General features: G+C 71.1%; 12 protein-coding genes. 6 read left to right on the top strand and 6 right to left on the bottom strand.

The annotated features are described in order from the left end of the window. Nucleotide 1: 1 nt before the first annotated feature. From ACIQID_RS05165 to rfbA, 4 genes are all read right to left on the bottom strand, one after another. The gene (locus tag ACIQID_RS05165; RefSeq protein ID WP_312673127.1) at nucleotides 2-793 is read right to left on the bottom strand and encodes an NAD-dependent epimerase/dehydratase family protein; all 792 of its coding nucleotides are present in this window, start codon (nucleotides 791-793) and stop codon (nucleotides 2-4) included. Nucleotides 794-872: 79 nt separating this feature from the next. Next, nucleotides 873-2291 (bottom strand): bifunctional dTDP-4-dehydrorhamnose 3,5-epimerase family protein/NAD(P)-dependent oxidoreductase, encoded by a 1419-nt coding sequence (locus tag ACIQID_RS05160; protein WP_312673125.1) that lies wholly within the window; start codon nucleotides 2289-2291, stop codon nucleotides 873-875. Next, complete coding sequence (rfbB, locus tag ACIQID_RS05155; protein ID WP_312673124.1) at nucleotides 2288-3286, bottom strand: dTDP-glucose 4,6-dehydratase; 999 nt, start codon at nucleotides 3284-3286, stop codon at nucleotides 2288-2290. Before rfbB ends, ACIQID_RS05160 begins: the two co-directional genes overlap by 4 nt. Next, on the bottom strand, nucleotides 3283-4155 hold the full coding sequence (gene rfbA, locus ACIQID_RS05150) for a glucose-1-phosphate thymidylyltransferase RfbA (RefSeq protein ID WP_025103013.1): 873 nt from the start codon (nucleotides 4153-4155) through the stop codon (nucleotides 3283-3285). The genes rfbB and rfbA overlap by 4 nt, the downstream gene beginning before the upstream one ends. Before the next feature lie 141 nt (nucleotides 4156-4296). Here rfbA and ACIQID_RS05145 point away from each other — a divergent pair, with 141 nt between their 5' ends. The 3 genes from ACIQID_RS05145 to ACIQID_RS05135 are packed head-to-tail and all read left to right on the top strand — an operon-like array spanning nucleotide 4297 to nucleotide 7365. Beyond that, a complete protein-coding gene (locus ACIQID_RS05145) occupies nucleotides 4297-6228 on the top strand; it encodes a DUF6541 family protein (RefSeq protein ID WP_331202586.1) in 1932 nt (643 codons plus the stop codon). 16 nt (nucleotides 6229-6244) lie between these two features. Continuing rightward, nucleotides 6245-6985 carry a glycosyltransferase family 2 protein gene (locus ACIQID_RS05140; RefSeq protein WP_312673121.1) on the top strand — a complete coding sequence of 247 codons (741 nt, stop codon included), beginning with the start codon at nucleotides 6245-6247 and terminating at the stop codon, nucleotides 6983-6985. After that, nucleotides 6982-7365, top strand: a complete 384-nt coding sequence (locus tag ACIQID_RS05135) for a DUF2304 domain-containing protein (protein ID WP_312673120.1) — start codon at nucleotides 6982-6984, stop codon at nucleotides 7363-7365. The genes ACIQID_RS05140 and ACIQID_RS05135 overlap by 4 nt, the downstream gene beginning before the upstream one ends. Nucleotides 7366-7374: 9 nt before the next feature. Here ACIQID_RS05135 and ACIQID_RS05130 read toward each other — a convergent pair whose 3' ends face one another. Continuing rightward, complete coding sequence (locus tag ACIQID_RS05130) at nucleotides 7375-8391, bottom strand: glycosyltransferase (RefSeq protein WP_312673118.1); 1017 nt, start codon at nucleotides 8389-8391, stop codon at nucleotides 7375-7377. Nucleotides 8392-8493: 102 nt separating this feature from the next. Here ACIQID_RS05130 and ACIQID_RS05125 point away from each other — a divergent pair, with 102 nt between their 5' ends. Genes ACIQID_RS05125 through ACIQID_RS05115 form a run of 3 tightly spaced genes read left to right on the top strand, consistent with a single transcriptional unit; the run spans nucleotide 8494 to nucleotide 11401 of the window. Then, nucleotides 8494-9444, top strand: a complete 951-nt coding sequence (locus ACIQID_RS05125) for a glycosyltransferase (RefSeq protein ID WP_312673116.1) — start codon at nucleotides 8494-8496, stop codon at nucleotides 9442-9444. Next, entirely contained in the window at nucleotides 9408-10670 is a 1263-nt protein-coding gene (locus ACIQID_RS05120; protein ID WP_400282577.1) for a hypothetical protein, read from the top strand. Before ACIQID_RS05125 ends, ACIQID_RS05120 begins: the two co-directional genes overlap by 37 nt. Continuing rightward, nucleotides 10667-11401, top strand: a complete 735-nt coding sequence (locus ACIQID_RS05115) for a glycosyltransferase family 2 protein (RefSeq protein ID WP_400282573.1) — start codon at nucleotides 10667-10669, stop codon at nucleotides 11399-11401. The genes ACIQID_RS05120 and ACIQID_RS05115 overlap by 4 nt, the downstream gene beginning before the upstream one ends. Here the strand turns inward: ACIQID_RS05115 and ACIQID_RS05110 are convergent, their stop codons facing one another. Then, nucleotides 11402-12289: a glycosyltransferase family 2 protein gene (locus tag ACIQID_RS05110; protein ID WP_400282570.1), complete on the bottom strand. Its 888-nt coding sequence runs from the start codon at nucleotides 12287-12289 to the stop codon at nucleotides 11402-11404. It lies immediately after the preceding gene. Nucleotides 12290-12416: the final 127 nt, after the last annotated feature.

Genomic DNA, 12416 nt, shown 5'->3' with positions numbered 1-12416 from the left:
CTCAGTGCCTCTCTTGCTGCAGTTCGTCCGCGAACCGTCGCAGACCCGCGAGCTCCGCCTCTTCGGTGAGGAGGTAGCCGTCGGCTCCGCCGAGCAGGTCCGCGTGACGGGTGGTCATGTTCCGGGTGTACATCCGCGCGAACGGCGACTCCGGTTCCGGAGGCACCTGGTCCGAGATGTCGCGTCCGAACACCTCCGCGGCCAGGCGCCCGTTCGTGAGAGGCGGCGTCGCGATGTTGACCGCCTCCAGCCCGCGGGAGAGGGCGATGTCGATGTGCCCCCACAGCTCGCGGACGTCGTAGTGCTGGAAGCGGTTCGCCGGACGGATGTGCTCGACGCGGTAGTCGTTCGCGAGGTCGTAGACCACGCCCTTCTTGAGCCGCGCTCCGTAGAGCTGGGGGAGGCGGACGATCGTGGTGTCCACGGCGTCCGCGAATCGCCGCTCCTGATGCAGGCGGTTGGCCCCGTACGGGGTGAGACCCTCCGGCGAGAGCGGGGTGTCCTCGTCGGGCGCGCCGCCTTCCGGATAGACGCAGACGGTGGAGATGAGCACGAGCTTGCCGATGCGGGCGCGCAGCACGGTGTCCACGAGCTCATCGATCTCGGCGAGGTCGGCGGGGCCGTCGTTGTTGATGCGGAAGGAGTCGGCACGGTTGCCGGCGCTCACCACCAGGTCGTACTCCCGGCCGGCGATGTCGCCGATGTTCTTCGAGTTGTACAGGTCGTCGAACCCGTGGGCGTCGAGCAGGTTGGAGCCGACGAAACCCGTATGACCGATGAGAGCAGACCGCATGAAGACCCTTCTTTGCTGCCGGGATCCGACCGTGCCAGTCTACGGGGCGCGCCCGAGAGCACCCTGGCGACGGGCCGGGCTAGGCCGGGGCGGCGAGGTAGGCCTCGAGCGAACGCCCGGCATCCGCGGGGCGGAAGCCGGTGGCCTCGATCTTCGCGAGGTCGAGGACGCTGTTGTGCGGGCGCGGGGCGACCGGCGTGGTGGCCGAGGCGAAGTACTCCGCGGTCGTCACGTCGCGGACGTCGGCAGGGTCGGAACCGCGCAGACGGAAGACGTCCCGCGCGATGTCCGCCCAGGAGCGGGGCTCGCCGGATCCGGTGACGTTGTAGACGCCGTACGGCGCCCCGGCCTCCTGCAGATGGATGACCGCGCGGGCGATGTCCTCCGTGAAGGTGAGTCGCCCGATCTGATCGGAGACGACGCCGGGTGCGATGCCGCGCTCGGCCAGCGAGGCCATCGTGCGCACGAAGTTCCCGCCGTCGCCGATCACCCAGGACGTGCGGATGATGTAGTGGCGCGGCACGGTCGCCGCCACCGCGTCCGCGGCGGCCTTGGTCTGTCCGTACACGCCGAGCGGGCAGACCGCGTCGTTCTCGGTGTACGCGCCGTCCTTGCTGCCGTCGAAGACGTAGTCGCTCGAGACGTGGACCAGGGTGAGGTCGTTCTCGGCGGCGACCTTCGCGAGCGCGACCAGACCGGTCACGTTCGACGCCCACGCCTCCGCCCGGCCCTCGGGGGTCTCGGCCTTGTCGACCGCCGTGTAGGCGGCTGCGTTGATGATCGTGCCGTAGTCCCGCCAGCGGCGGGCCGTGGACAGCTCCGCGGAGCGCAGGTCGAGGTCGTCCCTCGTCGCGTACTCGATGTGCGGGGCCTCCCCGAGCGCGGCCCGCAGGGCTCGGCCGAGCTGTCCGGCCGCACCGACGACGAGCGTCTTCTTCGGCGGGATCGGCGTGACGTCCGCGAGACGCGGGTGCGCCTTGTCCTTCTCCGAGATCTCCACCTCGGAGAGCGGGATCGGCCACTCGATGGCGGCCGTCTCGTCGGCCAGGTTCAGGAAGGAGTACGAGGCGTCGGGGGACCAGTGGTCGTTGACGAGATACGTGTAGGCGGTGTCCGGCTCGAGGGTCTGGTAGGAGTTGCCGACCCCGCGCGGGACGAAGATGGCCCGCGACGGGTCGAGCTCGGTCGTGAAGACCGCGCCGAACGAGGGGCCTTCGCGGAGGTCGACCCAGGCGCCGAAGATGCGTCCGGTCGCGACCGACACCCACTTGTCCCAGGGCTCCGCGTGGATGCCGCGGGTGGTGCCGACGGCGTCGTTGAAGGAGATGTTGTTCTGCACGGGGCCGAAGTCCTCGAGACCGAGGCCGACCATCTTCTCGCGCTGCCAGTTCTCTTTGAACCAGCCCCGGGAGTCGCCGTGGACGGGCAGCTCGAACACCACGAGACCGGGGATGGGGGTCTCGATCCGCTCGAGCTTCTTGCCGAACGCGGCGCTCACTGGCCCTTGCCCGCGTAGAACGCCTCGACGGCGTCCTTGCTCGGCGCCCACCACGACTCGTTGTCGCGGTACCAGTCGATCGTCGCCGACAGTCCGGCCTCGAAGTCGGAGAACTGCGGACGCCAGCCGAGCTCGGTGCGCAGCTTCGTGGAGTCGATCGCGTAGCGGAGGTCGTGGCCCGCGCGGTCGGTGACGTGGTCGTAGGCGTCGGCGGGCTGCCCCATCATCGTGAGGATGAGTTCCACGACGTCCTTGTTGTTGCGCTCGCCGTCCGCGCCGATCAGGTAGGTCTCGCCGATGGCGCCCTTGTCCAGGATCGTGAGGACCGCGGAGGAGTGGTCGTCCGCGTGGATCCAGTCGCGCACGTTCTCCCCGGCGCCGTACAGCTTCGGGCGGATGCCCCGGAGCACGTTCGTGATCTGCCGCGGGATGAACTTCTCCACGTGCTGGTACGGGCCGTAGTTGTTGGAGCAGTTGGAGATCGTCGCCTTGACGCCGAACGAGCGGACCCACGCGCGGACCAGGAGGTCGCTGCCGGCCTTGGTCGAGGAGTACGGCGACGACGGGTTGTACGGCGTCGACTCGGTGAAGCGCTCCGGGTCGTCCAGCTCGAGGTCCCCGTACACCTCGTCCGTCGAGATGTGGTGGAAACGGCGATCGTGGCGACGTGCGGCCTCGAGCAGCGTGTAGGTGCCGACGATGTTCGTGTCGAGGAACGGACGCGGGTCGTTCAGCGAGTTGTCGTTGTGCGACTCCGCGGCGTAGTGCACGACAGCGTCGGTCTCGGCGAAGAGCCGGTCGACGAGGGCGGCGTCGGTGATGTCGCCCTCGACGAAGGCGACCCGGTCCTCGGGCAGGCCCTCCAGCGAGCGCCGGTTGCCGGCGTAGGTGAGCGCGTCGAGCACGGTCACATGGTGGTCCGTGTGCGCCACCACGTGGTGGACGAAGTTGGAGCCGATGAAGCCGGCGCCTCCGGTCACGAGCAGACGGCTCATGCGTGTCCTCTCTTCAGGATGTCGAGCAGGTAGACCCCGTAGCCCGACTTGACCAGCTTCTCGGCGCGCTCGCGCAGTTCGTCGTCGCTCAGGAAGCCCTGGCGCCACGCGACCTCTTCGGGGACGCCGATCTTCAGCGCGGTGCGTCGTTCCATCGTGCGCACATACTCCGCGGCGTCCGTCATCTGGTCGAACGTGCCGGTGTCGAGCCACGCGGTGCCCCGCGGGAGCACCTCGACCTGCAGCTTCCCGCGCTCCAGATAGGCGCGGTTGATGTCGGTGATCTCGTACTCGCCCCGAGCGCTCGGCTCGAGGTTCCGGGCGATCTCGACGACGTCGTTGTCGTAGAAGTACAGACCCGGCACGGCGTAGTTGCTCTTGGGCTGTGCGGGCTTCTCCTCGAGCGACACCGCACGGCCCTCGTCGTCGAACTCGACCACGCCGTAGGCCTGGGGCTCTGCCACCCAGTAGGCGAACACCGCGCCGCCGTCGATGTCCTCGAAGCGCTGCAGGCGGCTCCCGAGGCCGGGGCCGTAGAGCAGGTTGTCGCCGAGGACCAGGGCGACCGAGTCGTCGCCGATGAAGTCCGCGCCGATGGTGAAGGCCTGGGCGAGGCCGTCCGGCGACGGCTGCTGCGCGAACTGGAGGTTGATGCCGAACTGCGATCCGTCGCCCAGCAGCCGCTCGAAGTGTGCGGCGTCGTGCGGGGTGGTGATCACCAGGATGTCGCGGATGCCGGCGAGCATCAGCGTCGACAGCGGGTAGTAGACCATCGGCTTGTCGTACACCGGGATCAGCTGCTTCGAGACCCCCAGTGTGATCGGGTGCAGACGCGTGCCGGAGCCCCCGGCGAGAATGATGCCTTTCACGCCTCTATGTTGACACACTGTTCCCGGAAGTCCCGGGCGCGCCTCGTCCCCGCCTCGCGCGGTCCCGGTCCACGCAGGGGATCACCATGGCCGCGGGATATCCTGATCCGGTCGTCCGCGAGAGATCTGGAACTAATGGGAATGCTCGAACTGCTGTGGCCTGCCGTCGTCCTCCTCGCGGTGTACGCGGTTCTCGGAGGGTCGCTCGCCTGGGTGATCGGGCTCCGGGGGCTCTGGGCCGTCGCCGCGGCCCCCGCCTTCGCGACGACCGTGATCGGCGGTGCGAGCGTCGTGGCCGGATGGCTCGGTCTCGGGTGGTCGATCCTCCCGAGCCTCGTCCTGGCGGTGGTGATCGGCGCCGGCGTGCTGCTCGTGCGACGCCGGACGACGACGCGCCCCGTGGCGCCGCGATCCGTCTCGCCGTGGTGGACGGTGCTCGCCCTGGGCCTCGCCGCGATCGTCATCGGCTGGCAGACGCTCTCGGTGATCGGAGAGCCGACGGCGATCTCCCAGACGTTCGACAACGTCTTCCACCTCAACGCGATCCGGTACATCCTCGACACCGGCGCCGCCTCGCCCCTCGAGCTCGGCCAGATGACGAGTCCCCACGGCGGCGTGCCGTTCTACCCGTCGGTCTGGCACGCCACCGCCGCCATCGTCGTCCAGCTGAGCGGCGCGAGCATCCCCGCCGTGGTGAACGCGCAGACGCTCGTCATCGCCGCGGTGCTGTGGCCGCTCGGCGCCGTGCTGCTGTCGCGGGTGCTCGCCGGACCGAGCGCCGCCGTCACCGTGAGCGCGGCCCTCGTCAGCGCGTCGGTGCCGATGTTCCCCTTGCTCCCGATGGACTACGGCGTCCTCTACCCCTTCCAGCTCGCCCTCGCGACCGCCCCGGTCGCGCTCGCGGCGACCGCCTCCCTGCTGGGGATCGGGTCGACCGCCGAGGAGCGGGCGCCGGGCTGGTGGGGCTTCGTCCTGCTCGGCGCCATCCCCGGGGTGGCGCTCGCGCACCCCGGAGGGTTCGTCGCGTGGCTGGCGCTCTCCGTCCCGATGGTCGGCGTCTTCGCGGTCCGCTTCTGGCGCGGACACCCCGCGGTCAAGGCGCGCATCGGACTGGTGGTCGGCGTGCTCGCGTACCTCGGCCTGGGGCTGCTGCTCCTCAAGATCCTCCGTCCGCCGCTGCCCACGCGCCTGTGGCCGACCGCGCTCAGCCCGGCCGAGGCCGTGCGGGAGGTGGCGCAGGTCTCGATGTTCTACGGCGCGGTGTCGATCGGCGTCGCCCTCGCCGTCCTGCTGGGACTGGTGTGGGCCGTGCGGGAGCGCACCGGGCCGGTCTTCGTGGCGGTGGCATCGTGGGTCATCGGCGCCGCCCTGTTCGTGATCGTGATCGCCTCGCCGTTCGGCACGCTCCGCGACGCGCTCACCGGAAGCTGGTACAACAACTGGCCACGGCTCGCGGCGGTGTTCGGCGTGGCGCTCGTCCCCCTCGCGGCGTTCGGTCTCGCCCGTACCGTCGAGGCGGTCGCGCGGCGCTGGGCGGCGGCGCGCCCCGAAGCCGTCAGGGCACGCACGCTCACGGGCGTGGCCCTGGCCGTCGTGGGCGCCGTCCTGCTGCCGCTGCCCGCCCTGCCGCACGCCGTGGAGCAGGCGCACGGACGGTTCGCGCTCGACGATGACTCCGCGCTGGTGAGCGCGGACGAGATGGCACTGCTCGAACGACTCCCCACGCACGTCCCGGCCGGAGAGAAGATCGCGGGGAATCCGTACACGGGCACCGCGCTGGCGTATGCGATCGGGGGACGCGAGGTGCTCATGCCGCACATCCTCGTGGACGTCTCCGAGGAGGCCCAGACGGTGAACGACCATCTCGCCGACGCCGAGACGCAGCCCGACGTCTGCGACGCCCTCCGCGAGACGGGCGTCGGCTTCGTGCTGGACTTCGGCGATCGAGAGGTGCACAACGGCTCGCACCCCCTTCCGGGTCTGGAGGAGCTGGAGGATTCCGGGGTGGTGCGTCTGGTCGACAGCGAAGGCGATGCCAGACTGTACGAAGTGACCGCGTGCGGTCTGGGCTGAACTCGGAGATCCTGACATGACCGACAAGACACGTGCGAACCGTGTCCTCGTCCTCGTGCCCGCGTGGAACGAGGAGCGCAACGTCGGGACGACCGTCCGCGAGATCCGCGCCGCGTCGTCGCGCTACGACGTCGTCGTGATCGACGACGGCTCCACCGACGCCACCGCCGCGGCGGCACGAGAGGCCGGGGCCGCCGTCCTGTCGCTGCCGTTCAACCTGGGCGTGGGCGGAGCCATGCGCACCGGGTTCACCTACGCGGCGCGCGAGGGGTACGGCGCGGCCATCCAGGTCGACGCGGACGGACAGCACGACCCCGGGGATATCGAACGCGTGCTCGGCGGGCTCCAGGATGCGGACATCTCGATCGGCGCCCGCTTCTCCGACGTCGGCGACTACTCCGTGCGCGGGCCGCGCCGATGGGCGATGGTGTTCCTCGCCTCGGTGGTGTCGCGGATCGCGAAGACCCGGCTCACGGACGTGACGAGCGGATTCCGCGCCGCCAACGCGCGGGCCATCGACCAGTACGTCCGGTACTACCCCGCGGAGTACCTCGGCGACACGCTCGACTCCCTGGTCGCGGCGCTGCACTCCGGCCTCACGGTGACCCAGGTCGGGGTGGCGATGCGTCCCCGCGCACACGGCACCCCCAGCCAGGGGCCGCTCGGCTCCACCGTCTACCTGCTGAGGTCGGTGTTCGCCCTGATGCTGGCCGCGATGCGACGCACCGGCTCGCGGAAGGGAGAACCGCGCGCATGATCGTTTTCGTCGGCATCGCCCTCGCCGTCCTCATCCTCGTCATCGTCCTGTGGATGCTCCTCACGAGACGGCTCCGCGAGAAGTACGCGGTCCTCTGGCTCGTCATCGCCGTCTCGGTGCTCATCGTCGGGCTCTTCCCGGGGCTCCTGGCCGGCCTCACGGCGTTCCTCGGCGTGCAGGTGCCGTCGAACCTGCTCTTCGCGACCGCGATCCTGCTGCTGCTCGGCGTGGCGCTGCACCTGTCGTGGGAGCTCAGCCAGGTCGAGGAGGAGACCCGTCGGCTCGCGGAGGAGTCGGCGATCCTGCGCACCCAGCTGGAGCGGCTGGAGCAGCGCACCGCCGGCCTCGAGGAGCGCAGTGCGCCGGGGGAGCGGGACTGAGTTCCGCCCTCAGGGACGAGCGGCGGCGACGGCACGACGAACGGCGCGGCGCCCGCCGCTGATCGCTCCGCACAGCCAGCTCGCGCGGTATTCGAGAGCGAAGCGCGCCGGCACGATGCCGCGCCGACGCGCCACCCGGAGCAGGGCCGACGCCGCGCGGAACCGACGGCCGTCGCCGAACACGCGGTCACGACGGGCGTCGATGCGGGACTCCGGGATCCGTCGATCGAGGGTGTCGACCATGAGCTGTCGCCAGCCCACATAGGTCCAGAAGGTCATCCGGGCGATCGCGCGCGGCGAGCGGGAGCCCTCGTAGCGCTCCGCCTGGTCGCGGATGTTCCGCACCGACTGGCGGATGCTGCCGCCGCCGAGCCGACTCGGATCGCCGAAGACGTTGGCGTCGTGCTGGACGTAGTCCTGCACGAGGTCGTCCACGATGCGCGTGCCGCGGTGGGCGGCCGCGACCACCGCGAGCCAGTGGTCGTGGGTCGCGACCCTGGTCGACGCCCGGGGGAAGGGGAGGGCGGTCGCCAGCAGCTCCGGGGCGAAGAGGCACAGCGAGCCGGTGAACTCGTTGGAGAGGAGGGTGAAGAGCGGCCCGTGATCCTGCCGGGCGGTGCGCCCCGTCTCCTTCTCGGAGGGGTACGAGACGATCCGCGCCTGGGCGGAGACGAGCGAGACCTCGTCGAGGTGGGGGAGCAGACGCTCGATCTTGTCGGCGTCCCAGCGATCGTCCTGGTCGCAGAGCGCGATCCACGTGCTGCGCTCGGACACGGCGAGGAGGCCGCGCTCGAAGTTCAGGTAGAAGCCCAGCCGCGATCCGTCGCCGACGATCCGGAAGCGACCGTCCCCTTCGGTGATCTCCTCGACCAGCGCGGCGACGGGCGCGGGATCGCCGTCCACCGAGATCACGCATTCCCAGTCCTCCACCGACTGCGCCCGCAGGGAGGCGAGCTGACGACGGAAGAGTTCCGGATCGGGGGAGTAGGCGGCCAGCACGATGGTGCCGAACGGGGAGGTCGACACGAGAGGGCCTTCCGGGTCTGCGGGGTCGATCAGCGAATGAGGCTAGTCTAAAGGCGCCATGCTGGAGTCTCTGCTTTCCGTCCCCCGTCCGGTGCGCCTCGGATGAGTGCCTCGCGTGTCTGGGCCGTCTTCTCGACCTTCCGGCCCGGTGAGTCCGCGAGGGAGGCGGTCGCCTCGGTCGCCGGGCAGGTCGACGGCGTGATCGTCGTCGACGACGGCTCCGGCCCGGCCGCCGACCCGGTGCTGTCCGCGCTCGTCGCCGACGGTGCCGCGGTCGTGCGACGCCCGGCCAACGACGGCATCGCCGCGGCGCTGAACGACGGCATCGCCAGGGCGCAGGAGGCGGGCGCCGGCTTCGTGCTGACATTCGACCAGGACTCGCACATCGAGCCGGGGTTCGTGGCGGCGCTCCTCGCCGCCCACGACGCCGCGACGGCGGCGGGCGCCCGCGTCGGCGTCGTCGTGCCGGAGTTCTTCGCCGGGGTGCGGCAGCAGCGCGGGCCCGAGGCGCCCTACGGCGACGCCGCCAACGTCATCCAATCGGGGATGCTCCTCCCCGTGCCGGTGGTCGAGGCCGTCGGCGCGCTGCGCGAGGACTTCTTCATCGATCTCGTCGACACGGAGTTCGAGCTCCGCCTGCGTCGGCGGGGGTGGCGGGTCCTCGCCGCGGGCGGCGTGCGGATGGAGCACGCGCTCGGGACGAAGTACCGCCGTGAGCTGTGCGGACGCACGGTGCGGCTGCCCGGCATCCCGCCGGAGATCACCCTGAGCACGCCCTTCCGCTACTTCTACCGTCTCCGGAACCGGATCGTGCTCAACCGCGAGTACCTCCTCGTGGCTCCCGGCCAGATCATCCGGGACTCCCTCCTCGACGCCATCCACTTCGTCAACGCCGTCTGGGTCGCGCGGCCGCGACGTGCGCTGCTGCGGGTGTACCGCGCCGCGGTCGTCGCCGCGTTCCGGGGGCGGATGGGCCGGATGCCCGCGGCACTCGCCCCCGTCGCCGCCGAGATCCGGTGGACGGCACCCGTCATCGCGCCGGAGCCGGTGTGAGCGGCGCCGTGCGCTCCGCGGCCGGCCGGTTGAGCGGGTTCACCGTCTCGGTCGGCGTCGTCACCCTCATCGGCATCATCTCCATCCCGCTCCTCACGGCCTCTCTCGGCAAGACCACCTGGGGGACCCTCGCGCTCATCCAGACCGTGTCGCAGTTCGGTGGGATCCTCGTGGCCTTCGGCTGGGGCGCGACCGGCGCCGCGACCGTGGCCGGCATCCCCATCGAGAGCCGGCAGGCCTTCTACCGCACGTCGCTCCGCGCGCGTGCCCTGCTCTATCTGCTCGTGCTCCCGGTGATCGCGGTCATCCTCGCCCTGCTCACCCGCGGCGACGTCCTCGTCTCCGTGCTCGGCGCCGCGGTGTACCTGCTGCCGAACCTCGGGGCGGCGTGGTACTTCACGGGGGAGGGCAAACCCCTGCGGCTGCTCCTCTGCGACACGCTGCCGACCGTCCTCGGCGCCGTCGTCGGAATCGTCGGCGCCGTCCTGACCGGCGAGCTGTGGGTGTATCTGGTCGCCCAGGGGCTCGGCTTCGTCGGCGCCGTCGTGATCGACGCGATGACCGTCCTCCGTGGCTCGTCGGCATCCCCGCACCCGCGGGTGCCGCTGCGGGTGGTGCTCGGCGGACAGCGCCATGCCGTCTCCGCCACGCTCGTCAGCGGTCTCTACGTGACCCTGCCGATGGTGGCCGTGCAGGCGTTCCTCCCCGCGCTGCAGCCGATGTACGCCTTCGCCGACCGCCTGTTCAAGTACGCCTCGATCGCCCTGCTGCCCATCCAGCAGTTCTTCCAGGGGTGGGTGCCCGACCCCGAGGCCGACTACCGACGTCGGGCCCGGATCGCCGCCGGCGCCGCCGTCGTCATCGGGGTCATCGGCGGTGCGTGCATCGCGGTGCTGAGCCCGTGGGCGTCGACGATCCTCTCCGTCGGCGCGATCACGGTCCCCTGGGAGGTCTCGCTGCCGCTCGGCGTCGCCTTCATCGGCATCGCGACGGCGGCCATCGTCGGCTACGCCTGTCTGGTCGTCGTCGGCCGGGTGCGCGCGCTCGCGATCTCGACGCTCATCGGCGCTCTCGTCGGAGCTCCGCTCATCCTCCTCTTCGCCGCGGCCGGATCCGTGCCGGCGGTGGCGTGGGCCGTGGCGGTATCGGAGCTGTGCGTCGCGGGGTATCAGGTGCTCGTGCTCCGTGCCGAGCTGCGCCGACCAGCGAAGGAGGCCGTGTCGTGAACGCGATCCGGGTGAGCGTGTGCATGGCCACGTACAACGGCGAGCGGTACCTCGCGCCGCAGCTCGAGTCGATCCTCGCGGAGCTGGAGCCCCAGGACGAGGTGGTCGTCGTGGACGACGCCTCGACCGACGGCACGGTCGCCGTGCTCGCGGGCTTCGACGATCCGCGCATCCGGGTGCACGCGCGGGGAGACAACCGCGGGTACGTCCGCACCTTCGAGGAGGCGCTGAGCCGGGCCACGGGCGACGTCGTCATGCTGTCCGACCAGGACGACGTCTGGATCCCCGGTCGGCGCGCCCTCTTCCTCGCCGCGCTCGAGGATTCCGCCGTCGCGGCGTCGAATCTGGTGCTGCTCGGTTCCGACGACCCGCTCCCGAACCCGATCACCCGCCGGCCCTGGCGACTGCGGGCGGCATGGTCGCGGCAGGGCGTGCGCAACGCGCTGCGGATCCTCGCCGGGATGGCGCCGTACTACGGCTGCGCCATGGCCGTCCGCCGCGACGCCCTCGACCGGGTCCTGCCGTTCCCGCCGTACCTCGACGAGAGCCATGATCTCTGGATCGCGCTCGTCGGCAACGCGCACCGCACCATGACGCACATCGAGGCCCCGACGATCCGGCGGCGGATCCACGATGCGAACGCCTCTCCGTCCCGGCCCCGGGGGATCGGGGCGATGCTCCGCGCCCGCGTGATGCTGCTGCGGGCGTGGGGATCGGCGCTCCGGCGCTGATCAGCGCAGGATGTGCGCCCAGAGGGCGCGGCGTCCCTCGGCGTTCCCGCGTCGCATGACGGTCGGCACGGTCGTCAGGGCGTGCAGGCGCGCGAACACGCGGGCCCTGGCCGCGCGGGCCGTGGACCTCCAGCCGCGCTCCTCGGCCCGTCGCGCCGTCTCCCGGAAGAACCGGCGGTCGTCCCGGAAGCGGGAGCCGTCGAGGATGGCCTTCTGGGACGCGCTCTCGGTGTGCCGTCGATAGGCGAAGACCTCGTCGTCGATCACGACGAGCGATCCGCCCGCGAAGACGATGTCGAGGAGGATCGCCAGATCCAGGACGATGGGCAGGTCGTCGCGGAAGTCGTGCGCACGGATGGCGTCGGTCCGGAACACGAGCGACGGCCAGTAGAGCCAGTTGCCCCGCACCAGGCTCGTCGCGAGCCGCTCACCGGCCAGCTCCACGTCGCCGGCGCGGGTGTCCGGCCGCAGCATCCGCTGCTTCACCCGGTCGACGAGCGGCAGCGACGGCGCACCGTTCTCGTCGATCACCTGCACGCCCGGCTGGAAGACGGCGGCGTCCGGATGGCGGGCGATGGCGGCACGGACGGCGGCGACGTACCCCGGCAGCAGGAGGTCATCGCTGCCCAGCACCACCAGGTGGTCGGCTTCGGCCAGACGCACGCTCTCCCGGAAGTTCTCGATGATGCCGACGTTCTCGTCATGCCGCCGATACCGGATCCGCGGGTCGTCGAGGCGGGCGAAGGCCTCCGCCACGGCGGGGTCCGGGTAGGCGTCGTCGATCACCGTGAGGCGCCAGTCGCCGTCGGTCTGCGCGCGGACGGACTCCACCGTCCGGCGCAGCAGCGTGGGATCGCCCCAGAAGGGCAGCATGATATCTATCGTCATCGTCCCTTCAGCATACGAAGCCCGGCGTCGGCGGGGCGCCGCTGACCGGGGCCGCCCGTCGGCGCAGGTAGCATGGGAGGGCCAACGGCCGCCCTGCGACGGGCGGCCGCGACGGGTCCCCGGACGG

It is taken from the genome of Microbacterium sp. NPDC091676 (assembly GCF_044756645.1).
Taxonomy (GTDB): Bacteria; Actinomycetota; Actinomycetes; order Actinomycetales; family Microbacteriaceae; genus Microbacterium; species Microbacterium paraoxydans_D.
The sequence above is the reverse complement of the archived record's forward strand: the minus strand, read 5'-3'. Positions and strand labels throughout refer to the sequence as shown.